The sequence below is a fragment of the Methylomonas montana genome, assembly GCF_030490285.1.
GTDB lineage: Bacteria > Pseudomonadota > Gammaproteobacteria > Methylococcales > Methylomonadaceae > Methylomonas > Methylomonas montana.
The window spans coordinates 4,041,279-4,066,584 of the sequence record NZ_CP129884.1 but is presented as its reverse complement, the minus strand read 5'-3'; the positions used below and the strand labels follow the sequence as shown (position 1 = coordinate 4,066,584).

At 53.8% G+C, this 25,306-nt stretch carries 20 protein-coding genes; 12 read left to right on the top strand and 8 right to left on the bottom strand.

What is annotated here, in order from left to right; translation table 11 throughout:
• Positions 1-21 precede the first annotated feature (21 nt).
• Positions 22-1,665, bottom strand: coding sequence for a glucose-6-phosphate isomerase (gene pgi, locus QZJ86_RS18800; RefSeq protein ID WP_301672032.1), 1,644 nt, complete (start codon positions 1,663-1,665; stop codon positions 22-24).
• 309 nt (positions 1,666-1,974) lie between these two features.
• Here pgi and QZJ86_RS18795 point away from each other — a divergent pair, with 309 nt between their 5' ends.
• The 4 genes from QZJ86_RS18795 (at position 1,975) to QZJ86_RS18780 (ending at position 4,852) form a co-directional block, all read left to right on the top strand.
• Positions 1,975-2,568 (top strand): hypothetical protein, encoded by a 594-nt coding sequence (locus QZJ86_RS18795; protein ID WP_301672031.1) that lies wholly within the window; start codon positions 1,975-1,977, stop codon positions 2,566-2,568.
• 136 nt (positions 2,569-2,704) lie between these two features.
• Positions 2,705-3,601 carry a copper oxidase gene (locus tag QZJ86_RS18790; RefSeq protein ID WP_301672030.1) on the top strand — a complete coding sequence of 299 codons (897 nt, stop codon included), beginning with the start codon at positions 2,705-2,707 and terminating at the stop codon, positions 3,599-3,601.
• A 59-nt stretch (positions 3,602-3,660) separates the two neighbouring features.
• The gene (locus QZJ86_RS18785; protein WP_301672029.1) at positions 3,661-4,083 is read left to right on the top strand and encodes a YqaA family protein; all 423 of its coding nucleotides are present in this window, start codon (positions 3,661-3,663) and stop codon (positions 4,081-4,083) included.
• 4 nt (positions 4,084-4,087) lie between these two features.
• On the top strand, positions 4,088-4,852 hold the full coding sequence (locus QZJ86_RS18780) for a hypothetical protein (RefSeq protein ID WP_301672028.1): 765 nt from the start codon (positions 4,088-4,090) through the stop codon (positions 4,850-4,852).
• A gap of 83 nt (positions 4,853-4,935) precedes the next feature.
• On the opposite strand, the gene QZJ86_RS18775 is transcribed toward QZJ86_RS18780, so the two are convergent.
• From QZJ86_RS18775 to QZJ86_RS18760, 4 genes are all read right to left on the bottom strand, one after another.
• The gene (locus QZJ86_RS18775) at positions 4,936-5,466 is read right to left on the bottom strand and encodes an MOSC domain-containing protein (RefSeq protein WP_301672027.1); all 531 of its coding nucleotides are present in this window, start codon (positions 5,464-5,466) and stop codon (positions 4,936-4,938) included.
• Positions 5,467-5,715: 249 nt separating this feature from the next.
• Positions 5,716-6,189, bottom strand: a complete 474-nt coding sequence (locus QZJ86_RS18770; protein WP_301672026.1) for a GNAT family N-acetyltransferase — start codon at positions 6,187-6,189, stop codon at positions 5,716-5,718.
• 75 nt (positions 6,190-6,264) lie between these two features.
• Complete coding sequence (locus tag QZJ86_RS18765) at positions 6,265-6,609, bottom strand: hypothetical protein (RefSeq protein ID WP_301672025.1); 345 nt, start codon at positions 6,607-6,609, stop codon at positions 6,265-6,267.
• A 105-nt stretch (positions 6,610-6,714) separates the two neighbouring features.
• Positions 6,715-7,164: a hypothetical protein gene (locus QZJ86_RS18760; protein WP_301672024.1), complete on the bottom strand. Its 450-nt coding sequence runs from the start codon at positions 7,162-7,164 to the stop codon at positions 6,715-6,717.
• Between the two features lie 261 nt (positions 7,165-7,425).
• On the opposite strand from QZJ86_RS18760, the gene QZJ86_RS18755 reads away from it, so the two are divergent.
• From QZJ86_RS18755 to QZJ86_RS18735, 5 genes are all read left to right on the top strand, one after another.
• Positions 7,426-10,233 carry a valine--tRNA ligase gene (locus QZJ86_RS18755; RefSeq protein ID WP_301672023.1) on the top strand — a complete coding sequence of 936 codons (2,808 nt, stop codon included), beginning with the start codon at positions 7,426-7,428 and terminating at the stop codon, positions 10,231-10,233.
• Positions 10,234-10,237: 4 nt separating this feature from the next.
• A complete protein-coding gene (locus tag QZJ86_RS18750) occupies positions 10,238-11,674 on the top strand; it encodes an HDOD domain-containing protein (protein ID WP_301672022.1) in 1,437 nt (478 codons plus the stop codon).
• 3 nt (positions 11,675-11,677) lie between these two features.
• On the top strand, positions 11,678-12,472 hold the full coding sequence (locus tag QZJ86_RS18745) for a response regulator (RefSeq protein ID WP_301672021.1): 795 nt from the start codon (positions 11,678-11,680) through the stop codon (positions 12,470-12,472).
• A 293-nt stretch (positions 12,473-12,765) separates the two neighbouring features.
• Entirely contained in the window at positions 12,766-13,305 is a 540-nt protein-coding gene (locus QZJ86_RS18740; RefSeq protein WP_301672020.1) for a PAS domain-containing protein, read from the top strand.
• Positions 13,306-13,308: 3 nt separating this feature from the next.
• Positions 13,309-14,778 (top strand): methyl-accepting chemotaxis protein, encoded by a 1,470-nt coding sequence (locus QZJ86_RS18735; protein ID WP_301672019.1) that lies wholly within the window; start codon positions 13,309-13,311, stop codon positions 14,776-14,778.
• Positions 14,779-14,885: 107 nt separating this feature from the next.
• On the opposite strand, the gene QZJ86_RS18730 is transcribed toward QZJ86_RS18735, so the two are convergent.
• Positions 14,886-18,926, bottom strand: coding sequence for a hypothetical protein (locus QZJ86_RS18730; RefSeq protein WP_301672018.1), 4,041 nt, complete (start codon positions 18,924-18,926; stop codon positions 14,886-14,888).
• 161 nt (positions 18,927-19,087) lie between these two features.
• Between QZJ86_RS18730 and gltA the strand changes: the two genes are divergently transcribed.
• The 3 genes from gltA (at position 19,088) to yccX (ending at position 23,121) form a co-directional block, all read left to right on the top strand.
• Positions 19,088-20,383 (top strand): citrate synthase, encoded by a 1,296-nt coding sequence (gltA, locus tag QZJ86_RS18725; protein ID WP_301672017.1) that lies wholly within the window; start codon positions 19,088-19,090, stop codon positions 20,381-20,383.
• A gap of 273 nt (positions 20,384-20,656) precedes the next feature.
• Positions 20,657-22,852, top strand: a complete 2,196-nt coding sequence (gene rlmKL / locus QZJ86_RS18720; protein WP_301672016.1) for a bifunctional 23S rRNA (guanine(2069)-N(7))-methyltransferase RlmK/23S rRNA (guanine(2445)-N(2))-methyltransferase RlmL — start codon at positions 20,657-20,659, stop codon at positions 22,850-22,852.
• On the top strand, positions 22,849-23,121 hold the full coding sequence (gene yccX / locus QZJ86_RS18715) for an acylphosphatase (RefSeq protein WP_301672015.1): 273 nt from the start codon (positions 22,849-22,851) through the stop codon (positions 23,119-23,121). The genes rlmKL and yccX overlap by 4 nt, the downstream gene beginning before the upstream one ends.
• Before the next feature lie 31 nt (positions 23,122-23,152).
• Here yccX and QZJ86_RS18710 read toward each other — a convergent pair whose 3' ends face one another.
• Both QZJ86_RS18710 and corA read right to left on the bottom strand, forming a co-directional pair.
• On the bottom strand, positions 23,153-24,358 hold the full coding sequence (locus QZJ86_RS18710; protein WP_301672014.1) for a VPLPA-CTERM sorting domain-containing protein: 1,206 nt from the start codon (positions 24,356-24,358) through the stop codon (positions 23,153-23,155).
• Between the two features lie 26 nt (positions 24,359-24,384).
• Complete coding sequence (gene corA, locus QZJ86_RS18705) at positions 24,385-25,098, bottom strand: copper(I)-binding protein CorA (protein WP_301672013.1); 714 nt, start codon at positions 25,096-25,098, stop codon at positions 24,385-24,387.
• Positions 25,099-25,306 lie beyond the last annotated feature (208 nt).

Below are 25,306 nucleotides of genomic sequence, written 5' to 3'. Positions count from 1 at the left end.
AGCGGCGTTTTTGCGTCAGCGCTAAGGCGTTTTGCGCAAGCGCTTGTAAGCGTTGATCAGGCCGTTGGTAGAGCTGTCGTGATCGTCGATCCGCTCTTCGTTTTTCAGCTGCGGCAGAATGGCTCTGGCTAACACTTTTCCCAATTCCACGCCCATTTGGTCGAAGGAATTGATGTTCCAGATCACGCCCTGCACGAAGATTTTGTGTTCGTAAAAGGCGATCAACATTCCCAAGGTTCGGGGCGTCAACTTTTTAAATAAAAATGAATTGGATGGTTTATTGCCCTCGAAAATTTTCGAGGCAATCAGCGCGTCGTCGAGATTGGGCTCGTGGCTCAAGTCTTTTCTGACTTCGGTTTCGGTTTTACCGCGCATCAAGGCTTCGGCTTGTGCCAGAAAGTTGGAGATCAGGATGTCGTGATGATCCGGCAAATCGTATTGGCTTTGCGCCGCGGCCAGGAAATCGCCGGGAATCAGCTTGGTGCCCTGATGAATCAACTGGAAAAAGGCGTGCTGACCATTGGTGCCGGGTTGGCCCCAAATGATCGGGCCGGTGTTGTAATCGACTTTATCGCCGCTGATCGTGGCGCTTTTGCCGTTACTTTCCATGTCGCCCTGTTGAAAGTAATCGGCAAAATATTTCAATGACTGGGCATAGGGTAAAATCGCATAGGTTTCCGCGTCGAAGAAATTATTATACCAAATGCCCAGCAAGCCCATGATCACAGGGATGTTTTGCTCGAATGGCGCGCTGCGGAAATGCTCGTCGGCCAGATGCGCGCCCATCAGCAATTCTTCAAAATTATCCATACCAATATAGAGCGCGATCGACATGCCGATCACCGACCACAAGGAATAACGGCCGCCAACCCAGTCCCAGAATTCGAACATATTGTCCGGGTCTATGCCAAATTCCTTGACCTTTTCGGTATTGGTAGAAATCGCCACGAAGTGTTTGGAAATATGCGCGGGATCCTGTGCGGCTTTTAAAAACCAGTTACGCGCCGAGCGGGCGTTAGTCATGGTTTCCTGAGTGGTAAAGGTTTTCGAGGAAATCAAAAACAGCGTGGTTTCAGGATTGAGCGGTTTCAATGTTTCGACGATATCGGTCTGATCGACATTTGAGACGAAGTGAGCTTTCAAGCCGTCTTTACCGTAGGGTGCCAAGGCGGTATCGACCATTTTCGGTCCCAAATCGGAGCCGCCGATGCCGATGTTAACGATATCGGTGATGGCTTTACCAGAATAGCCTGTCCATCCGCCGGAGCGGACCTGTTCGACAAACACCCGCATTTTTGCCAAAACCTTGTTGATTTCCGGCATGACGTCTTGACCGCGAAAATAGACGGGCTTGTTGCTACGGTTGCGCAGAGCGGTATGCAAGACAGCGCGTTTTTCCGTGGTATTAATGATGGAACCGGAGAACATCGCTTCGGTCTTTGCTGAGAGCTGGGCGCGATTAGCCAATTCGATCAACAAGGGCAGGGTTTCTTCGGTAATCAGGTTTTTGGAATAATCAAACAGCAAATCGTTAAAAGTCACCGAAAACTTGTCGAAACGCTGTGGATCCTTATCGAACGCATCCTTCATGCAAAATTTGCCGGCAATCTCTTGGTGATGTTGCTTAACGGCGTTCCATTCGGCAGAGTTTATTAATTTGGACATATATTGTTATTAATTATTTGACCTGGTAGGTGATGTTTCAGTGGTCCTGAGCAGACGGGGGCAATTTAGAGGGATTCATGCTCCCATTATAAAGATTGTCCTTGATTGCTGACAAAAAAAATTAAACATTGGCCGGACATTCCAACGACGGCACGATAGCCTTTCTTTGGCTAGGGTGATGTGCTAGAGTTAGCCGCGGTTTTGATCCAAATCAGGCGGTTACGTTGGCCTACGATTAAACAAATTTCATGTGTAAACGCATGAAAAATAATAAAAACTACAGTATTTATCAACACGGGAAGGGGATTTATGAGAAGCTCTCGCATATTAAGAAACGGTTTCCTGGGCCTGCTGGGCCTGCTATTTTCTTCAGCACTCTGGGCGCACGGCGGCGCGGCGGGTACCGATACAGACCAATGTAAGTTCGAACTGGAAAAAGATCACTGGATACACTATACCGCCTACCAGCCCACCGCTTACCCGGCTGAAGAGTTTTGCGGCAATATTCCCGATACCGGCACGTTGACCCAGTTGGTATTTGATTATCAGGATCAGCGCTATCGGAATATGGCCATCGAATTTGAAGTGACTAAAGAGCCGGAAGGCAAACGCGTGTTCTTCCAAGCGGCCGAAAAACACAAATCAGGCACCGTGATTCTTAACTTGCCTCAAGGCGTGCCAGATGCCGGCAAACACCTGATCCACATTACGCTGCTGCAAGATAATGGCGAAAGATTGGATGCTCACATGAGCTTCAAAGCCGGCGCCGGTCAACCAACCAGTAAAGCCAGCTATGGCTTGTACGCATTGGTGCTTTTCGCGGGTTTATACATACTGTATCTGTCTAACGCCGGTTTTAAACGCAAAGTTGACGAGATGATCGGTAAAGCCAAAGACATCTAACCGACCTACCGCATGATTCGTTATTCCGCCGACCTTGGTCGGCGGAATAACGTCCTGTCAGTCAACCTTGTCAATCAGACAATACATCGCAGTATAATCAACGCTTTACACAACGCCCCTTTGAGGTAACGCAATAATGGTCAAATTCGTATCACTTGCCACACTGGTCTGTGCATTATCTGTTAGTACGGTTTCCGCGAAAGAAATGCAGGAACACAACCAGATGATGAATCACGGCGACGGCCATTTGATGGATATGGATGGCGCTATGGTCATGGGGCAAAATACCGATACTTTGCCCGGTGGCTGCGACAAGATCGCCGCGACCAAGGAAATTACCGTCCACGCCGGACATAAGTATTCCGAAAAGTTTCCCGGCACGATGTATGCGTTCGATCAACAGGAATATCAGTTCGAACCCTGCACCAAGCTTACCGTGCATTTCATTAACGACGACGAAATTCGCCATCAATGGATGATGCATGGCTTACCGAAATATCTGTACCCAAAAGGCATGTTCCATCTGGAAGTCAGCGGTCCTGGCAAAGTCTCCGGTACGCTGATCCTGCCGCCCGGCGACAAAACCTATTTAGTGCATTGCGACATTGCTCAGCACATGGAAAAAGGCATGAAAGCCCAACTGAAAGTTGGCAAGGGTAGTGAAGAATTACCTAGCATCCCTGGCGTGACCGCCAGTATTTTTCCGGATGACTATAGTGGCAAACCCTACGATCCTAAACGGGATGCGCCTGTTCCGAGTACGCCGGTCGCAACCCCAGCCCCAGTTGCCGCACCCGCCCCGGCGGCTGCGCCGGACGATTCGTTCGTTTCCGGGGTTACCGTCATCGGTTTGGCTATCGGTTTTATCGCCGGGCCCTGGTTGGCGAAACGCTTTAAAGGCATGAGCGCCGGAGAAGTGGTCGCCACGGTGCTTGAGCAGCTGGCGCAGGCGGTGGGTTTTGTTATTCAATTGATCAGCAAATTGATCAAACTGGTTTCCGGTAAAAACACCATTGCTTTGCCAGACAAATAAGTACTGATCTAAAAGCCCCTGAAACAAGCGTTTCAGGGGCTTTTTTATGGGATAAAAAATTGCAGTTAGAATTACTCGGTCCGCTGGGCTTGTTTGTCAGCGCTTTTATCTCATCGACCATCGCACCCGGTGGGTCGGAAGCTGTGTTGGCCTATTTGGTGAACAGCCAACAACATTCTGTCAGCCAACTGGTTGCGATTGCCAGCATCGGCAACACACTCGGCGCATTGACAACTTGGTGGCTGGGTTTATGGGCTGCGAAAAAATATCCGGCCGAGGCTTTGGCGAAGCAGCATCAAAAATCCTTAAACACCGTGCGCCGCTGGGGTAGCTGGGCCTTGCTGTTTTCCTGGTTGCCGTTAGTTGGCGACGGCTTGTGTTTTGCAGGCGGTTGGTTACGCCTTTCCATGCTGTCCTCGCTGTTGGCGATTTTTTTAGGTAAAGTGTTGCGCTATATCGCCGTTGCCTACGCCTTTGTATAAATCCATGAGTTTCTTTTCCTTACCGCACTTCCCTGCTATAGATAACGTCGTCGAGCACCGCAAACGCGATTATCAGATTGCGGTATTCACTTTCGTAACCACTACCATCTGTTTGACGATGGATGGCTTCGCGCCGCAATTCATGCAATATGTATTGGCGTTTTTCGGCTGGCTGTTTTTGATCGCCTGGCTGCGCGGCGAATGTAAATACGTGCGCACGCAAGTGGCGGTGGCAGTCACGTTTGCTGTGATTGGCGAATATTTCGCGTCTGTTTACATGAAGGGCTATATCTACCGCTTCGGCAACGTGCCGGCCTATGTGCCGGCTGGTCACGGCTTAGTGTATTTAACCGCCGTGGCGCTGGGCCGCTCCGGATTATTTCAGCAACACGCCCGCCGCATCGCAGTGTTTGTGGTCAGTGTTTGTGGCATTTGGGCTTTTTGGGGTGTCAGCGCTTGGAGTCAACGCCCGGACATCATTGGCGCGGTGCTGTTTGTGGTGTTCTTGGGCTACTTGTTCAAAGGCCGTTCGCCTATGGTTTACTTGGGCGCCTTCTTCATCACCTCCTGGCTGGAGATTGTCGGCACCAGCGCCGGCACCTGGGCCTGGGCGGCCATCGATCCGGCCTCGCACCTGCCGCAAGGCAACCCGCCCAGCGGCGTCGCCGCCTGGTATTGTCTGGTCGATGCGGTCGCCATTGCCGGCGCCGGTCCGGTATTACAAGTCTTCACCAAAACCGCTTTGGTGTTACAACGGCAAAGGGCGTGACCGTTGCAGGCTGGGTTGAGCGAAGCGATACCCGGTAAAAACGCCTTCAATGCGGGGTTTCACACTGTTCAACCCAGCCTACATTACTCCTCATGTCGGATCGCATTCAGGCGCACCCGGTCACCCACACGGATCAAGCCGCCAGACAAAATTCGCGCGGTCATCCCACCGTGACCGCGCAGCGCGTTGTAACTTCCCAAACCCAGTTCGGCCGCCATTTTTGAGCACGGATCGCAAGGGCCGGTGATTTGGATAATCACTTCATCACCCACTGCCCATTCCAACATTACATCCGGAAACGGCGAGCGCATCGCAATCAGATTAAGCCCCGAAACCACTAAATTACGTCGTAACCTGGCTGGCTCCAGCTCCGCAAGCCCGCACCAGTTAGCGACGACGGTTAAATGCTCGGCCTGGAATAAAGTCAGTTCGCGTTTTGATGATTGCCTGCCGGAACGAACGGCATTTGCCAGCCGGTCGCCCAGCAATCCCCGCCCCGGCTCCGCGCGTGCTTCATCGACAACAACCGCCGATTCGCCGCGCGCCGGACGGAGAATGATAGTCTCGATTCGGCCTTCCGAAGCGAATTGTTGGGTGAGATCGCGAAGAGTCATGGATGGTGCAACTGAGTGGCAGGCGTGATTTACCCTAGGGCATAAAAGCGTAACGTAATCGGAGGAATGAATAGGATGTGCCGACGTCAGGAGGCGCATCTGTCGCGAACGATGCGCTTCACTTTGTTCAGCACATCCTAAGGTCCTGTTTTAGTCATGTGTCACCTAGCGCCGACCATCACGCGTGTGCGTGCAGCACGTCGCGTGCATCGCGTTGTTGGGCCTCGTGCAAAGGAGTCGATGCCAGATTCAACGCAGGTCTCGCCTCATGAGTAAGCCCACACCGAATCTCGTCTGCTCTGTGCCAAAAGGTTTGAATTCGCACGCGCAATAGAAGCTTTCCGCGTGAGGGTTCCCAACGACGTGGATTGCAGATGCGCCGGCCGCCTTGGCTGCGACGCAACAATGCTCAACCAAGACCCGTCCAATGCCCTGTCGCCAGCTATCCGGTTCAACGAACAGTGCATCCAGCTCTGAGTCTCCATCCTCGCGCGTAAGAATTGCCGCGAATCCCTTGATGGCGCCGCTCACCTCTGCGATGAAAACTCCGCCGGCTTCAATTTGCTGCAGCGGCAATTCGATCGCATCTGGATTCGCCAGCAGAGCGTTGCGATCTCCAGGATTATTGAGTGAGGCTCGCCACTGAAGTGCTTCGAGCTCCTTTTGGTCGACAAGCGCAGCGACTCGAACAGTGATAGGGTGCGTGAGTTTCAAGATGTCCAACGTAGAGTTAACCGGCGCTGCGCTGCTTTATCGCGCAGCGTCCAGCGACCAAAGGGAGCGAGGTTGAGCGCCATGTTATGCCTGTACTTTGGAAAGCCAGTCTTGGAACCACTCAACAGGAAGGCGCTCATCTTCGAATGAACGGGTGCGCAATTCTTCGAGTTGATAAGTGTTTGCGAGATACAGATCCCATTGGGTTTCAACGTCAGTAAGGATGGGAAGCAAACGTTCAATTTCGGGCGGCGCGTCAACATCAATGTACTGGCACCAGAATCGATCGCACCACTCCGCAATTTGCTTATGGGAGTGCGGTGATCGTTCAGGATGCGCGCCCCACTCAAGCACCTGAATCACAGCCTCGGGTGTGAATGGCAGCGTGACGGGGCTAATGCTCGGACTCGGTGATGGCGCAGAGTTCATAAGGCATAACGCAGAGCTAACCGGGCGTGGCACGGAAAGCTGAATAAACAAAACCGCATTATAACCGCGCTCCGGTTGAGCGCCATGTTAAGCAGCTGATTGAATTCAGGTGTCATATTCGCCACTGTCCCACGGCTCGAAGAAGGCCATGTAGTTTCCGGGCTGAACCTCGACAGCCCACGGATCGTCTTCGTCTTCGGGTTCGCGGAGCACAAGACCGAACGTGGTGCCGAAACGCTCGATTGAAAACGGCGCGACTTGGATTCGCTCAAAGGAAACCTCCCCAAGTTCCCGTAGTCGCTCTTCATATAGGGTTCTACAGGCCACGCTATCGATTGACGCCCTTGGGCCGAGGGTGTCGATCTTTGCCTCGAGCAACTTTCCCTGCTCATCGAACAGATACAGTGCAACGAACTCGCAACCCTCGCGACCGCCAATGGCTGGTTCGAACGGCTGCGTAAGAAAGAACTGTCGTCCGTTGCCTGTGCGGCCGACGTGCTCCGCATGGTAGCCGTCGTGATCTATCGCTATTATTTCTGGTGGGATTCGTGTCACGGGTGGCTCCTGCTGCCTAACAAGTAATTAAGTAGTTTCCGTATATCATCCAGGAAGCGATGATATACGCTCGTGCCTTGATCTAACAATAATTTTCCTGCGCCAAAGCAAGCATCCTGTCTCCAATAGGCAGATCACTGCCAAACAAAAAAATCGACAACAACCTGAACCTTCACCCGCAATGCCTTTAACTCTATCCCCTCACGCATTTACGGTTAAAATAACCCATTAATTTAAACCCAAGCGCATTCAACACAGAACATGGACAAAACCTATTCCCCGCACGCTATCGAACAACGCTGGTATCAACTTTGGGAAGAGAGCGGCTATTTTGCCGCCAAGCAAGATGGTGACTCTTATTGCATCATGATTCCGCCGCCCAACGTCACTGGCAGTTTGCATATGGGGCATGCGTTTCAGGACACCATCATGGATGCGCTGACCCGTTATCACCGGATGAAAGGTTACAACACGCTGTGGCAACCGGGCACCGACCACGCCGGCATCGCCACGCAAATGGTGGTGGAACGCATCATCAACGCCGACGGCAAGACCCGCCATGACTTGGGCCGCGAGGCGTTTATCGAGAAAGTCTGGGAATGGAAGGAAGAATCCGGTGGCACGATTACCCGCCAATTGCGGCGCATGGGTTCGTCGCTGGATTGGGAAAAAGAGCGCTTCACGATGGACGACGGCATGTCGGACGCGGTGCAGGAAGTGTTCATCAAATTGTACGAAGAAGGCCTGATCTATCGCGGCAAACGCCTGGTGAACTGGGACCCTGTTTTGCACACCGCCGTCTCCGACCTGGAAGTGTTGTCGGAAGAAGAAAACGGTTCGATGTGGTATATGCGTTATCCGTTGACCAACGGCACCGGCCACTTGTTGGTAGCGACCACGCGCCCGGAAACCATGCTCGGCGACGCGGCGGTGGCGATACATCCCGACGACGAGCGTTATAAACATCTGCTGGGTGAATTTGTCGAACTGCCGCTGACCGGCCGCCGCATTCCGATCATCGCCGATGAATATGTCGATCCTGAATTCGGTACCGGCGTCGTGAAAATCACCCCGGCTCACGACTTCAACGATTACGAAGTCTGGTCGCGGCATAAACACATCTCGGCGATTGCCGATTTGCCGCATGGTGGCTTGATCAATATCTTTACCGTCGATGCGGCGATACGAGGTAACGACGACGGTTTTTCAATTATTCCTGAGGAATATATTGGGCTTGATCGCTTTGAAGCGCGCAAGAAAATTATTGCAGATCTGGACGCCCAAGGCTTGCTGGAAAAAATCGCCGATCATAAATTGATGGTGCCGCGCGGCGACCGCACCGGCGCGGTCATTGAGCCATTATTGACCAACCAGTGGTACGTGAAAATCGCGCCACTGGCGAAACCGGCCATCGAAGCGGTAGAAACCGGCGCGATCAAGTTCGTGCCGGACAATTGGAAAAACACCTATTTCGAGTGGATGCGCAACATCCAGGATTGGTGCATCTCCCGGCAAATCTGGTGGGGCCATCGCATCCCGGCTTGGTACGACGACCAGGGCAACACCTATGTCGGCCACTCGGAAGCCGAAATTCGCGCCACGCATGGCTTGGCCGCCGATTATCCGCTGAAGCAGGACGAAGACGTGCTGGACACCTGGTTCTCCTCGGCGTTGTGGCCGTTCTCGACTTTGGGCTGGCCCGAACAAACGCCGGAACTGGCCAAGCATTACCCCACCAGCGTGCTGGTCACCGGTTTCGACATCATTTTCTTCTGGGTGGCGCGGATGATCATGATGGGCCTGAAATTCCAAGGCGAAGTGCCGTTCAAGGAAGTGTATATCCACGGTCTGGTGCGCGACGCCGAAGGCCAGAAAATGTCCAAATCCAAAGGCAACGTGCTCGATCCGATCGACATCATCGACGGCATCGAGCTGGAAGCTTTGGTAGCCAAACGCGTGTCCGGCATGATGCAGCCGCATCTGGCCAAGAAAATCGAGCAAGCCACCCGCAAACAATTCCCGGACGGCATTCAATCGTTTGGCACCGACGCGCTGCGTTTTACCTTCGCTTCGCTGGCATCGACCGGCCGAGACATTCGTTTCGATTTGCAACGTACCGAAGGCTACCGCAACTTCTGCAATAAATTGTGGAATGCGGCGCGTTACGTGATGATGAACACCGAAGAGCAGGACAACGGTATCGATTGCGCCGAATGTACTTACAGTCAGGCCGACTTATGGGTTCTGTCGCGTCTGAACCAGACCATCGCCGCTACCACCGATGCGATCGACAGCTACCGCTTCGATTTGGCCGCGCAAGCCATCTACGAATTTACCTGGAACGAATACTGCGATTGGTATCTGGAGCTGGCGAAAATCTCGCTGCAAAGCGACGACGAAACCTTGCAACGCGGCACCCGCCAAACCTTGTTGCGCGTGCTGGAAACCGTACTGCGTTTGGCGCATCCGATCATGCCGTTCATCACAGAGGAAATCTGGCAACGGGTCGCGCCGCTGGCTGGGGTGACTGCTGCTACCATCATGCTGCAACCCTATCCGGAAAGCGACAGTACAGCGATCAACGCTGAAGCGGAAACCCGTATCCAGTGGACGATGGACTTTATCCTCGGCATCCGCCGGATACGCGGCGAGATGAACATCGCCCCCGGCAAGCCGTTGAATGTGTTGCTGCAAAACGGCAGCGCCGCCGATCACGCTTATTTAAAAGACAGCGAAAGCTATTTGCTGAAACTGGGCCGACTGGAAAGCATCACCTGGCTGGCTGCGGATGACAACGCGCCGGAGTCGGCGATAGCGTTGGTTGGCGAGATGAAAATCCTGATCCCGATGGCCGGTCTGATCGACAAAGACGCCGAATTGGCCCGACTGGAAAAAGAGATTCAGCGCATCGAGAAAGAACTGCCGCGTATCGAAGGCAAACTCAGCAATGCTGCGTTCGTCGATAAAGCGCCAGCGGAAGTCATCGCCAAGGAGCGTGAAAAACTGGCGGGCTTGCAGTCGTCGCTGAAAAACCTCAACGAACAGTTCGCCAAAATCAAAGCCTTATAATTCAATGGCCACCGACTCGCGGAAGTCTCCGAAAAGTCTGGACGAATGGACGGAACTGTTGCGCATTCAGGAAATGCCGATTTTCTCCAACACCGCCCAAAATATCTATGCGGCGCTGGATGACCGGAAAAAGGGGGCGATGGAGTTGGCGACGGTGATTCTGCAAGATCCCAACCTGACAGCCAAGCTACTGAAGGTCGGTAACAGCCCGTACTACAATCCGTCGAAACAAAAGATGAGCACTGTTTCCAGGGCGATCGTGGTGCTGGGTGCCGAAGTGATCCGGGAGTTGACGCTGGCTTGCTCGTTTTTCGAAGCGATTCTGTCGTCGGCCAACAAGGAACGCGCCAATCGGGAAATCGCCCAGGCTTTACATGCGGCCGTGCAAGCCAGGGAATTGGCGATCACGGTGCGCGATACTTCGCCAGAGGAAGTGTTTGTCGCGGCCTTGCTGCACAATATCGGCCATATCGCTTTCTGGTGTTCAAACAATCCGCAATCCAGAAAAGTTCATGATTTGATCGAGAAAAGCCGGCTGAATAGCCGCGAAGCAGAAAAGGCGGTTCTCGGTTTTACGTTGTGGGATTTGGGTAAAAAGCTCAGTAAGTCCTGGCGTTTGGGGGGGCTGATCGAAGAGGCGATCGTGACGCCGAATTCAGACGACAAGCGCGTGCAAATGGTGCAAATGGGCCATCGGATTTGCGATGCGCTGAAGGCCGGTCGGGATTCGGAAGCGATGCAGGAGTGCCTGGAAAAAATCGCCGCGTTTTCCGGGCTATCGCAGGAAGCCGTAAAAGCAAAAATCGCCAAAAACACCTCGGAAGCGGTGCAGATTGCCCGTCAATTCGGCGCCAACGATGCCTCGCGCTATATCACCAGCGAGGGCGTTCCGGCGGGAGTTGACGAGACCGAAGACACCAAAATCGATAAGAAGGAACTGCAGTTTCAGATTTTGCAAGACATCAGCAGTCACATCAGCGGCAATATCGATCTGAATGTGTTGTTTGAAATGGTCTTGGAGGGTATTCATCGCGGAGTGGAAATGGACAGAACCTTATTCATGCTGCTGACGCCGGATAAACAAACGCTCAATGAAAAATTTTCCTTGGGATGGCCGATAATGGGCTGCGACGAAAAAATCCACATCCATCATTCGGAAAGCCAAGCTAATTTATTGTTTGACGCGCTCCAGTATCAAGATGGTGTGTGGCAATTTCCAGAGGAGCATCCACACCTTTATAGCGCCCAAATTCAGCAGAAGATAGGTAAGCACGAGTGTTTCGTGTTTCCGATTCATGCTGAAAACAAAGCAGTCGGCCTAATTTATTGCGACCGTTCGCTTCATGGACTACCTTTAACGCGGGACGATTTTATCGGCGCCAAACACTTCGCGAAACAAGCTCATATCGGTTTAACCCTTTACTGCATGAAAAACCATTAATCCATGACAGATAGACAACTAGCCAATCTTCAGGTTTTTCTGGTTGAGCCGTCGCCCACCCAGCAACATATCATTATGCAGTATTTGCATAGTTGCGAGATCGACGATATCACCTGTGTCGGCAGCGGCGCGGAACTGTTCGAACAACTCAAACGGTCTCGTCCCGACCTGGTGATCAGCGCTATGTATCTGCCGGATATGACCGGCGTCGAGCTTGTGCATGCTTTGCGCAACGATGGCGAATCCTATGAAATGGCGTTTCTATTGATCTCCAGCGAAACCAATATTCAATATCTCGAGCCGATTCGCCAAGCGGGTGCCATCGCGATACTGCCGAAACCGTTTAGCCGCGAATCGCTGAGGACGGCTTTGCATTCCACGCTGGATTATATAAGGCCCGAGAAACTCAGGCTGGACCATATCGATATCGAAGATTTGCGGGTGTTGTTGGTGGACGACAGCGAGTTTTCCCTGAAATACCTGACCAAGGTTTTCAATAATATCGGCATCGAACAAATCACCACGGCCAGCGATGGCAAACAGGCTTTGCAATTGTTCAACCACTATTATTTCGATCTGGTGGTGACCGATTTCAATATGCCGGAAATGGACGGCTTGCAACTGGTCGATCACATCCGCAACAACCCCGAGCGCGGTTCCACCCCTATCCTGATGGTCACTAGCGAGCAAAATCAGAGCCGACTGGCGGCGATCGAAAAATCGGAGGTTTCGGCGATACTTGATAAGCCGTTCGAACCCATATCGATTAAACGCCTGCTATTGCACTTGCTTAACTGAGCTATTCTTGCAAGACAAAGTTAAAGTGTGCCAAAACGCTGCGCGCTTTCCCGCTGGCAAGCGAACCCTTAACCATTATTAAGATGAGCCGAATATCCTGACGATGCGTTTGGGCGGAGTGAGTCGGAATCCGATGCGGTCTACATTCTAGCGAGTTCCGCCGTAAGGGGTGGTCATGGGCAGGCGAGTGGTATTTTGGGGTGGGTTCTAATGTCCGGAATGTAAGCAATTCCTTACAAAAAGGCATAAAATTTGGCTCAACAAAACAGTGCAATTCACAGACAGGTACGGATATGAAACCGACTATCACGCCAAACAATAACGAAAAAAAACTCGGCGACGAAGATTTCATCGTTTCGAAAACCGATACCTCGGGGCGTATCACCTACGCCAACCGCATCTTCATGGAAATTGCCGGTTATCCGGAGCACGAATTGCTTGGCGTGCAGCACAATATCATTCGGCATCCCGAGATGCCACGCGGCGTGTTCCGGTTTATGTGGAATACCTTAAAAGCCGGCGACGAATTTTTCGGTTTTGCCAAAAACCTGTGTGCCGATGGCAGTTTTTACTGGGTATTCGCCAATATCACGCCCGACTACGACAAGGATGGCAAATTGCAAGGCTATTACTCGGTACGCCGCAATCCGCCGCGCTCCGCGTTGGCGGTTTTAACCCCGGTATATCGGGAAATGCTAGCCATCGAAAAGCGCAGTTCGGTCAAGGAGGCCCCCGACAAATCGTTGGAGTACCTGTTCGAGGTGGTAAAGCAAACCGGGGCCAGGAATTACGATAGTTTGGTTTTAAGTCTCTATAAACCTAACGGAGCCTAAGCCATGAAGACCAGTTCAAATATCCCCTTTCTGAAAAACAAGCTGAATTACGCCGTTGCTAGCATTCTGTTTTCTTCAACGGCTATTTTTGCCTATATCTTATTGGAGCATGGTTTCTCATGGCTGGCATTGGGGCTGTTGATTCCTTTGCCGCTGGTGGCCTTTGATCTTTGGCAAACCGGAAAACAGAGTCTTTTGGTGCTGGAACGCATAGAAGAGGTGTTGAAACATACCAATGAGGGTCAGTTCTATCACCGCATCACTCAAACCAGGGGTATGGGAGAAATCGGCAAGGTGGCTTGGGAATTGAACGAAACCCTGGACATCATGGAGTCGTATTTCAAGGAAATAAACTCCTGTTTCCAGCATGCGGCGGAAGGCAACCATGATCGTTATGCGCTGGTCGATGGATTTCCAGGGCTACTGAAACGGTCGGCAAAAAACATGAATGCGGCCATCAAGCATATGGACGAAAACGAACGCTTAATGGTTAAAAACCGTTTGTCCGCCGGTCTGCATGCGATGAATACCTCCAATTTGCTGAACAATCTGAAAGGTAATCAGAGCGATTTGCTCGATATCACCGAGCAAATGCAGAAGGTCGAAGACATTGCCACGGAAACCGGCCGCAATGCCGAGGCCAGTCTGTCGACCGTGCAGAGCATCAGTAATTCCCTGTCCAACATTAATGCCAACGTGCATTCGGTATCGGATGTAATCGGTGCTTTAATTAACGATAGTAAAAAAATCACCGAATCGCTGTCAATGATTACCGGCATTGCCGATCAGACTAACCTATTGGCGCTGAATGCCTCGATCGAAGCCGCGCGGGCCGGTGAGCATGGCCGAGGTTTTGCGGTGGTGGCGGACGAAGTCAAAAACCTTTCCGAACATACCAAGGATGCGGCGCTGGAGGTCTCGAAAACCCTCAAGGCTTTCAACAAGCGCGTCGAACAAATGCACTCGGAAGCGGATAATTCAGCGGCGCTGTCTCAAGAGATCATGGCGCAAGTCAGCTCGTTCAGCATGCAGTTTTCTAATCTGTCTCAGTCTGCCAAGGCTTCGGTGGGCTTTATAGCCTATGCCAAAGACAAATCGTTCGGTTTACTGACCAAGCTCGATCATATCGTCTACAAACAAAACGGCTACATCTCGATCGAAACGCCCCACGAGTGTCCGCAGCATCAGGCCATCATCGTCGACAACCATAATTGCCGCTTGGGCAAATGGTATTACGAGGGGCTCGGTTACGAGAAATACAGAACCACCACGGCCTATGCCAAACTCAATCATCCTCACGCCGAGGTGCATAAAACCACGCAGCGCGCTTACGAAATATCGCGCGGGCAATGGGCGGATAACCCCGCCATGCTCGACGAAATCATTAATCAAATGCAATTGGCTGAACACGCCAGCGCCGAAGTGATGCAATATATCGACACAATGGTCGAAGAGAAACACAAGAGCGCTTAGATCAAATTCCGCGTTGCCGGGGACGAAAACATTCGTCTGTGACAACGCGGTTTGCTTTGCCGAAAAATCATTGCCAGGCCGAGCGGCGTTTTTGGCTAATGTTTTCGCTAGGCGGTTTGGTCCGGCTTAGCGGCGGCAGCAAGCGGTTTCTTCCAAAGGCCGTTGCTGGAAAAACATCCCCAACCCCAGCGCAACCAGTTCAGCAGCGCCAGTGCCATCCACAAGGACCAGCCCAGCATCGCCAGTCGATAAACCGTCAGCGGTACGCTCAACACGGTGGCAGTAGCCAGTTGCGGGGCATTGCGGTCTTGATACCAGTTCAGTTGATAAGCCGTCGATTGATTGCCGGCTATTGGCATATCCGGTGTTCCCAGTAAGCCTTGTTGTACCGCAATGCCCAGTAATAGCAAGGCCAGCAGCGTCAGGCCGGCCAGGCCGACTTGGAGTAGGTTGAACCAGCGGCGATGCTCGGGCGGGTGCTTGGCTCGCCAGCTTAGCGCGAACAACCAGCCCACCACTAATAGCGCTGCGGCGATATGTAGTTGACTCAAGCCGATCAGTAGTAAAAACCATTGCCAATGTTTGATCGGCGTCAGACCGGTTTTGCCCAGGCCAAATGCCAGTATCGCTAGTACGATCAACAGTCCCCATATCAACGTCGCCGGGCCGAATTTGGGGCCGAAAGTCCACAATAACCAACGGTCCTGCGGCATGGTTAGCTGGATTCGGCTGTTGACGCTGGTTATGCCAAGGTCGATTGACGGCGTGGTGAGCGCAAAGCCCGGTTCGCTGGGTGTCTGCCAGCGCAAGACGATTTGCTGCGTGCCGGGATGAATCGGCAGGTTAACCGTATTGCCTTGCTGGCGAATCGGCTGGCTGACGCCGTCTATGCTGACACTTTGCAGTTCCGCCCGTTCCGGTAGCGTCAGCGGGTGTTGACCGCCTTTCGAGCTACGCAGACTCAGTTTCAATTCCGCCGCTTCGCTACGTTGTCCGGGCCTCACCAGCATTTCGCTGCTGTCTATGGTCAAGGTCGCGCCGGCCACTGCCGCCGGACGGCTAATCGCTAGCCGTACCCGTTCGCCGGGCCAGGGCCGCCATTCCGGCAACCATTGCCCTTGCGCATTCTGATGATGCACGACCGCGATGCCGTCGGCCTGCAAATGCCAGATCGGGCTGACATCGGCGCGCCAGAGTTCGTGCCATTGCGCGGTTTCGGTGGCCTGCAATTCCAGTAGCTCGGATTTTTCCAATGCCGATTCCCATTCCAGGCTGCTTTGGCCGGCGGCTAGGCTAACCAACACTTTGCCGTCCTTGACACGTATTTGCGGGGTGGTGACCGCTTCGCCTTTCATTAAAGGCAGTTCCAGCATCACCGGATTCTCGGCAGTGATCAATTGTTCGACGCGGGTTGTGATGCGCCAATCCAGACCCAGATGCAAGGTTCTTTCTACCCGTACGAAGCCCGGTAGCGCCGCTAGGCTAGGTTTATTTTTAGGGCCGGCTTCAGTCTGCAAGCGGCTGAATTCCAGTTGCGGGCCGACTTTTCCATCTTCATATAGGCCATCCACCCGCCAGCCTTCGGCGTTGACGCTGGCATGCTGAGGTTGCAAGGGTAGCGGCAGGCTAAATTTGTCGGGCGCGGCATAGCGGCCCTGCATCGTAACCTTGTGCACACCGGCCGCCGCGACCAGCCACAAACTGTCGTCATCCTGTGGCATTAAGGTGAGCGCTTCGCCGCCGTCGACGCTGATTTGCTCCGGGAACCATTGCTCAAGTTGAGCCGGCAGCGGTACCGCCAAATCTTGTTGCGCATGCAATTGCAATTCGATGCGCATCGTGTCGGGCTTGACGAAGATCTGCATATCGGCGATCTGGGCGCAGTTCGGTAAACACTGCGGGGCTTGCAGCAAACGGGTTTTGAGTTGTTCCAGCATCTGCGTATCGGGCAGGTCGGCATAAGCCTCACGGCTTGGCGCGACCAGCATAGGCACCAATATCAGGCAAGTCAGACTTCGCAAGGATAAATGCCAGTTGCCGGCGAGCACGCCCAACAGCTTTAACGCCAATACCGCCACCAGCAAGGCTTGGGCAAAATGCAGCAGCATCATGGCCCACGGCGGTAAATACCACAGGTGGATTTGCTGTTGGCTGTCTACCGCGCCGTTCCAGCTTAAATGTATGCTGCGCCATTGCCATTGCGGCAGACCAGGCCCGGTTTGCAGGTTGGCTTCCGGATCGATCCGTTGCAAACTGGCCGCGCTGCTGCCGTAGGAGGGGGCTGGTGCTATTGATTTTTTAAACGCCCTGCGTTCCGTCTCGCCGGACTCGCTCCGCTCCGGTGCCATCGTCATATCCATCTCCTCGACTTGCATCGCCAGCGGTGCGGCTGCGGGAACCGCCGAATAATGCCGGGCCTGGATCGGCTGATCCGGCATTTCCAGTTGCGGATAGATGCCGATGCGGATTTGATCGATCATGAAGGGAATCGTCAGTATCAATAAAGCCAACCAGCAGCCGTTGCGATACCATGTCAGCCATTGCCGGAAGCGATTGGCCGGCAACGCGCCAATTAATGCTAGCGCCACCAGCGTGTTCAGCCAGATCAAGCGGGGCGCATCGGCTTCATGCCAGATCAGCGCCAGCCCGAACAAGGTAAAAGCGGCCCAGCGCGCAGACCACAGATGGTTCGTTGCCATGGCGGTGATCAGTACCAAAAATAAATCCAGTAAAGTCCAACGGCTCAACCAGCTATCCGGTACATTATCGACGCCGCTGACCGCCAGCAAACGCCAGCCGGGCGGGATGTTCAATTCGGCTTGTACTTGGTTAAAGCGTTGCTGCCAACCGCTGCTGCTGAGCTTGCCGATACCGGTTTCGATACGGCTGTCGGCGCTCAACTGGATCGCGCCGCGCCGGACTTCCGCGCCTTGGCCCTGGCTTGGTATTTCGGTGATCAGTTGGCTTTGACCATTGAGTTGCACCTGGCCCAGACGCAGCTCAGGCAGGGCATTCAGTCGCCAGTCGCGGCTCATGCTGCCGGTGATGGTGTCGTTGACGGTGTAGCCGTCGCCTTCGAAATCCAGCCAGAGTTTGCGGGCCAGGTGCAGCTGATTCGGCTCCGGTTCCGGATCGCCTCGGCGTATCACCTTAAAAACCATGCTATCGCCCTGTTTCATCGGGTAGGTCGGCAACTGTTGCCATTCGCCGGGCAGATTGGTTTGGCTGCCGTCTATCGCCGTCAAGTTTTCGATCTCCACCAGCCGTAAGGCCGGCATTGCTTGAAAGGCCCACAGTTCTTGGCCGGGCCAGTCGCTGTCGCTGATCGCCAGATCCAGCTGTGTCAAGGCTTGCGGATGGCGAGCGTGAATATCGATAGTCCAGCGTCCAGGACGAACCTGTGCCAGCAAATGGCCATTACCGTCCAGGCGGACCGGTAAACGGCTGCTCAAATTCACCGGGATAAAACCCGGCAACAAGGCATGGGCAAACTCGACTTCCCTAGGTGCGCCGGAAACTTCCAGTTCAAGCCGGGTCAAGACTTGTAGCGGCACGTCGTCTATTACTTGCCGGAAGACTTGCAGCTCTAACCGGTCTTGCTGCCGATCGGTCGTAGCGCGATCATCCGCGTTCAGCCAAAGCGCACCCTGTTTGATTTGCGGATAACTGATCGGTTTGTCGTCGATGCTTAGTTGAATCAGGCCGCTGGCTTCGGGTAGCGCCAATTGCTCAGGCAAGGTTTCCCAAAGAAATTCGCCACTGATCTGATAATGGCCGGCTGGTAAATGCAGCGCCGGCTTACCGTCTTTTTCCAGTACCGGCAGCGCTTGTTTGTTCACCGATACCGATTGTGGCCAATGTTGGCTATTGCCCGGCAACTCTACCCAATCCTTGCGGTATAAGGTCCAGTCCGCCACGAATGTGGCGTGATTAGCCCTTAAGTTAAGGCGCAATGTGCCTGACCAAGCGCAGTGTTTTTGCTGGAAATCGTCGAATAAAAACGGACAGCCATACTGGTTTTCGTCTTGTAACACCCAGTTAACCCAAGGTTTAAGCGGTTCCGGCACCTCGTGGGTTTCCAGGGCTTTTGCCGTTGGTAACGCACATTGCCAAACGGCCAGCAGCAATACAAAAAATAACCGCCTCATTTTATCCTCCAGATCAAATCCGATTTAAATGTATCCTGAATAGCCAATATCGGCGTCAAATTGTGAACAATCCCGATCTTGAGCTGTGTTTATTCGCTATTTGCAATAGAATAGAACCCTACCCCCGTTTCAACAGCTAGTTATTTCCGGAGAAATTTGACATGACTGATAAAAAAGTGACGTTAAAACAAGATGGCCAGGATCGGCTCATCGAATTGCCGGTTACTTCTGGCACCATGGGCCCTTCGGTCATCGATATTCGCTCGCTGTATGCGCAAACCGGTCATTTTACTTACGACCCCGGTTTTACTTCCACCGCCAGCTGTACCTCGAAAATTACCTTCATCGACGGCGATGCCGGCATCCTGCTGTATCGCGGCTATCCTATCGAACAGCTGGCGGAAAAATGCGACTTTCTGGAAGTCTGCTATCTGCTGCTGAACGGCGATTTGCCGAACGGCGCGGAGATGAAAGGCTTCGTTACCACCATCAGTCAGCATGTGATGGTGCACGAGCAACTGAGTAAATTCTACAGCGGATTCCGCCGCGACGCCCATCCGATGGCGGTGCTGGTCGGCGTGGTTGGCGCACTGTCGGCCTTCTATCACGACGTGATGGACATCACCAGTCGGGAAGACCGTTACATTTCGGCGATTCGACTGATCGCCAAAATGCCGACCATGGTGGCGATGAGTTATAAATATAGTATCGGCATGCCGTTTATTTATCCGAAACGCCATTTGGGATACGCCGAAAATTTCATGCGCATGATGCATGGCGATCCCGGCGAGGACTACGTGGCCAACCCGGTATTGGTGCGGGCGCTGGATAGAATCCTGATTTTGCATGCCGACCACGAGCAAAATGCCTCCACCTCGACGGTGCGGTTGGCGGGTTCCAGCGGCGCCAACCCGTATGCGTGCGTGGCGGCGGGTATCGCTTGCCTATGGGGAGCCGCGCATGGCGGCGCCAACGAGGCGGTGTTGAACATGCTGGAAGAAATCGGCGATGTGTCGAAAATCGGCGAATACGTGGCGCGCGCCAAGGATAAAAACGATTCGTTCCGCTTGATGGGCTTCGGGCATCGGGTTTACAAAAACTACGATCCGCGCGCCAAGCTGATGCGGCAAACCTGCCACGAAGTATTGGACGAATTGAATCTGAACGACGACCGCTTGTTCAAGCTGGCAATGGAACTGGAACGCATCGCGCTGGAAGATTCGTATTTCGTCGAGAAAAAACTCTACCCCAACGTCGATTTTTATTCAGGCATCGTGCTGCGGGCGCTGGGCATTCCCACTGAAATGTTCACCGCTATTTTTGCGTTGGCTCGCTCGGTCGGCTGGATCGCGCAATGGGATGAAATGATCTCCGACCCGGAATTGAAAATCGGCCGTCCGCGCCAGCTGTATCAAGGCGTCACCACGCGCGACGTGAAACCGATTTCGAACCGCTAAAGGGTTAGAATTCGTGCTTCGACGAACGGGTATGCTTGCCTGAATCGGCGGTTTACCCGTGGGTATCGAGTTGTAAAAGGCTCAAACTGCCGTGAAGGCCCGGATCGGGTCGGCGTTGGGGCTGAGAAGGTTTTTGGGGAGCGTGCCGAACTGAAACGGCTTGCCGTCATGAAGCTGATGATGCCGAGGATTTTGGCAATCGCTGCAAAATATCCCCGCAATAGCGATACATTTTAGTATCCTAGCCAGCCATTCAGTACCCAGCCGTATACCATGAGCCAATACCCACTCTTCGCCACCACGCCCAAAGCGATGGAAGGCATCCTTGCCAACGAAATCAAAGCCCTGGGCGGCCAAAACGTCCGCGAAAAAATGGCTGGCGTTTCCTTCGATGGCGATCTGGCGCTGGCTTACCGGGTGTGCCTGTGGTCGCGCACCGCCAACCGGGTGTTTCTGCCCTTGAGCAGCTTCGAGGTCAAATCCCAGCAGGATTTGTACGACGGCGTCAAAAAGATCAACTGGTTCGAGCATATCAAGCCCGACGACAGCCTGGCGGTGTCGTTCAGTGCCAAGAACAATCCGGCCATCAACAACACCCATTTCGGCGCTTTGAAAGTGAAAGACGCCATCGTCGACCAGATGCGCGCCAAGTTTAACAAACGGCCGAACATCGACACCGAGCGGCCCAGTATTCGCGTCAACGTTTATCTGCATAACGAAACCGCGCAACTGAGTCTGGATTTGTCCGGCGAGAGTTTGCACAGACGCGGCTACCGTGACGTCAGCATCGCAGCACCGATCAAGGAAAACCTGGCGGCGGCGATTTTGCTGCGCGCCGGCTGGCCGCAAATCGCCGCGCAAGGCGGTTCGCTGCTCGACCCGATGTGCGGCTCCGGCACCATGCTATTGGAAGGGGCGATGATTGCCGCCGATTATGCGCCGGGCTTGCAGAGGGATTATTTTGGCTTCCTGGGTTGGAAGAAGCACGATGCCGAACTCTGGCAAAGCCTGCTGGACGAAGCCAAGCAACGGCGTGATATTGGCTTGAGTAAACTGCCGGTTATCGTCGGTTTCGATCAGGACCGGCGCACCGTGGCGACGGCCTTGCAGCATGTCGAAAACGCCGGCTTGGCCGGCAAGATTCATATCGAACGGCGCGACATTGCCGACGCGACGGCGGCGGAAAGCTGGCCCAAGGGTTTGATCGCCTGCAACCCGCCTTACGGCGAAAGGCTGGGCGACGAGGCGGAAACCTCCGAGTTGTATCGCCGTTTTGGCGAGGTGCTGAAACAGCGCTTCGTCGGCTGGCAAGTGGCGATGATCATCAGTAATCCCGAACTGGGCTTCAGACTGGGCGTGCGTTCGCAAAAACCGATCACTTTGTTCAACGGCGCGCTGGAATGCAAATTGCTGCGCTTTAATATCGAAGAGCAGACGTTTTTCGAACCCAAAGCCAAATCCCAGCAAGAACGTATCGAGCAAATCAGCCGCCGCGCCGAAGCCGAGCAGCCCGATAATCAAGCGGAAATGTTCGCGAACCGCCTGCGCAAGAATCTGAAAAAAATCGGCAAATGGGCCAAACAAAACAACGTCAACTGCTATCGGCTCTACGACGCCGATTTGCCGGAATACGCGGTGGCGGTGGACGTCTATCAAGGCGCTCAAATTTGGGTCAATGTTCAGGAATACGAATCGCCGAAAACCATCGATCCTGCCAAAGCCAATCAACGCCTGGCCGGGGCGATGGTGGAAATCCCCAAGGTGTTGGAAATACCTAAGGAGCAGGTGTTTTTAAAAATCCGCCGCAAGCAGAAAAGTACCGATCAATACGAGAAACAGGGTGAATCCGGCCGCTTTCATGTGGTCGAGGAAGGCGGTTGCAAGTTTTGGGTCAATTTCGAGGATTATCTGGATACCGGCCTGTTTCTGGACCACCGGCCGATGCGCTTGTTGATTCAACAGCAGGCCAAGGGCAAGCGTTTCCTGAACCTGTTCGCCTACACCGGCAGCGCCAGCGTGCATGCTGCGGTCGGCGGCGCAGCCTCCAGCGTCACGGTCGATATGTCCAATACCTATCTGGACTGGGCCAAGCACAATTTCGACCTGAACGGCATTCAAGGCGATCACAAGCTGGTGCGCGCCAATTGTGTGGAATGGCTGGCTGAACAGGCCGGCGCCAAGGACAAGCCGCAGTTCGATCTGATCTTTCTCGACCCGCCGACTTTTTCCAATTCCAAGAAAATGGACGAAGCGTTTGATATTCAGAACGATCATCTGCACTTGCTGCGCAGTGCCGTCGCGTTGTTAGCGCCGGACGGCGTACTGTATTTTTCCACCAACTTCCGCCGCTTCAAACTGGATAAACAAGCGTTGGCGGATTTGCAGATAGAAGACATCAGCGCGAAAACGATTCCGGAGGATTTCGCCCGCGATCAAAAAATTCATTATTGCTGGAGGATTACGCGATGAGTGAGTGTTTACACATCATCGTCAAGGGTCGAGTGCAGGGCGTGTATTTTCGTGCCTACACCCAGAAACAAGCCGTCAAGCTGAACGTGTCCGGTTTCGTCAGGAATCTGGCCGACGGCAGCGTCGAAATTGTCGCCAGTGGTCACAGGGAGGATTTGCAAAAGCTGGTGGCCTGGTGCCATAAAGGGCCGGTGCTGGCCAAAGTCGCCGATGTGATGGTCCATCCGCATCAGGCCAGCGAACATTTCGACGGTTTCGAGATTCGCTAGGCGGATTCGGTTAGGTATCCGCCGTCGTCGATTAGGCCGCGAGGGGTTGGCCTTGGCGTTTTCGACGTAGCCCGCCTATTGCCAGCAAACCGGAGCCCATCAACCAGACGCCGGCCGGCAGTGGAACCGCGGCGACATGCAGGTCGGCTACCCAGGCTTCGGTGTTGCCGTTCGGGTTAATGCCGAAGCCGACCAGCGTCTTGCCGTCGTCGGAAATATCGGCCACATAATTGATCGTCCAACCGGTCAAATCCAAGCCGTAGATGTTGCTTAACCAGTCCTCGGCCGAGCGCATACCGTGGTCGCGATCCCATATGGTGCCTTCCGATGTGAAGGTATTTTTAGCCTGATCGTAGTTGAATACTTGCCCGAACACCAGAGAGCCGTCGGCGGAAATGCCGCCATTACTGGCTTGCTGATAGCCGGCTAGCGTGCCCAAATCTTCCCAGCCGCCGCTTTCCGACCAAATTACGGCGTGGCTCAAGCCGTTGATCACGGCGCCTCCGGCGATGATGCTGCCATCCGCGGACATGTCGCCAGCCGAACTATTCGTGGCGCCGTTGGGTTTTCCTAAACCGGTCATGCCACTCGCAGCCGTCCAGCGATAGGCCTGCCCGCCGGAGAAGGTATTGCTTTGGCCGATGATGGTCGAGCCATCGGCATTGATATTTCTGGCCCAGCTCCAGACGTCGCCGGGAAGCATGCCTATGTCGGTCATGCCGGTGCTTTGGGTCCAGCGGTAGCCCGTGCCATTGGGGTGTAGGCTGTTACTACTATAACCCACTACCGTTGAGCCGTCGGCGCTCACCGCATCGGCGCGAGTGAAGCCGTCGTTGCCGCCCAGGCCGCCTAGCGAGGTCATGCCGGTGGCGGCTGTCCAGCGCCAGGCTACCGTGCCGGTGGCCGATGCGCCGTAGCCGACAATCACCGAACCATCGGCGGAAACCGCACCGGCTATGCTGTTGTGATTGGTTGCGGGGACGTCGGCTAGGACGCCCAGGGATTGCATGCCGCCCCTGCGGGTCCAACGGAAGGCTTCGGTGCCGGCGGCGTTCACACTCCAGCCGACGATAGTAGAGCCATCGTCGGAAACGGCTGCGACACGGCTGTCGAAAGTGCCACCGGCCAGGTCGCCTAAGCTGGAAAAATTAGCGGCCATCGCCTGAGGGGCGGCTAACAGCAGTGTGCAAATCGGTGCAACCAGTAAGTGTTTTGCGGATCGTGGATGTAAGCTCATCAGTGTTATTCCTTTATATTGTCAAGTTAATTAGAGATTGCCGATGTTGGCCAACTACGCCGTCCACCTACCAAACCCAGCAGTGCGCTGCCAAATAAATAGACGGCGCCGGGCAGCGGTACCGGGGCGACGGCCGTCACGGAGAAACTGTAGGCGGCTTGATGGCCAGCGGTCGTAGTGTCGTTGCCTCCGATCGCGACGGTGTATTCGCCGGCGTTTAGGAATAACGATAGTGCGGCGTTTTGGCCGCTATAAGGTCCGGGGCCGGTGGTGACATAGCGGATAAAGTCGAATCCGGCCGCATCGATCCAGAGTGGTACGGCGTCTTGTTGATAAGTATGGAAGTTACCGCCGCTATTATCGGCGCCGCGCCACAAAGTAAAGGCCGGCACCAGATCGCTAGCATTCGCGGCCAGATTGATGGTGACATTGGCGGCTGCCGCCAGGCTGATGTAAGCCCAGTTGGATGTGTGTGTCCATCCTAGCGGAATGCCCAGGTTGCCGCTGACATTGCTGGGATCCGACCAAGCTTTGGAGCCGAGCACGCCATTCCACGATTCGCTGCTTGAGCCGTCCGATGTGTCCAGCAGCATTTGGAAGTTATAAGCTATTCCTTGGCCGTCTTCGCCGGCGCGGGCCGGTAAATCGCCGGCTATCGTTGTTGAAGCGCCGGCCGACTGGGCGGTCGCCAGCGCCAGCAAGCAAAAGCCCTTCAGTGCTTTGGTATATAAAAGTTTCATCGTCAATAAGCTCCGAATAATTGTTTTCGTTATGAAAATGCTCGAAACATCAGGGTTCGGCGATTAATTGGAAGCAAGCCGATTGCCGATATTAATTTGTGTCGGTTTTTCAATTGCTTGTATTTGTGTTTCTAAAAATGTCGGGCGAAGCTGGATGTTTACCATGTAAAAAATATGGTATATGGCTCGCATTTTTGATCCGCTAAGG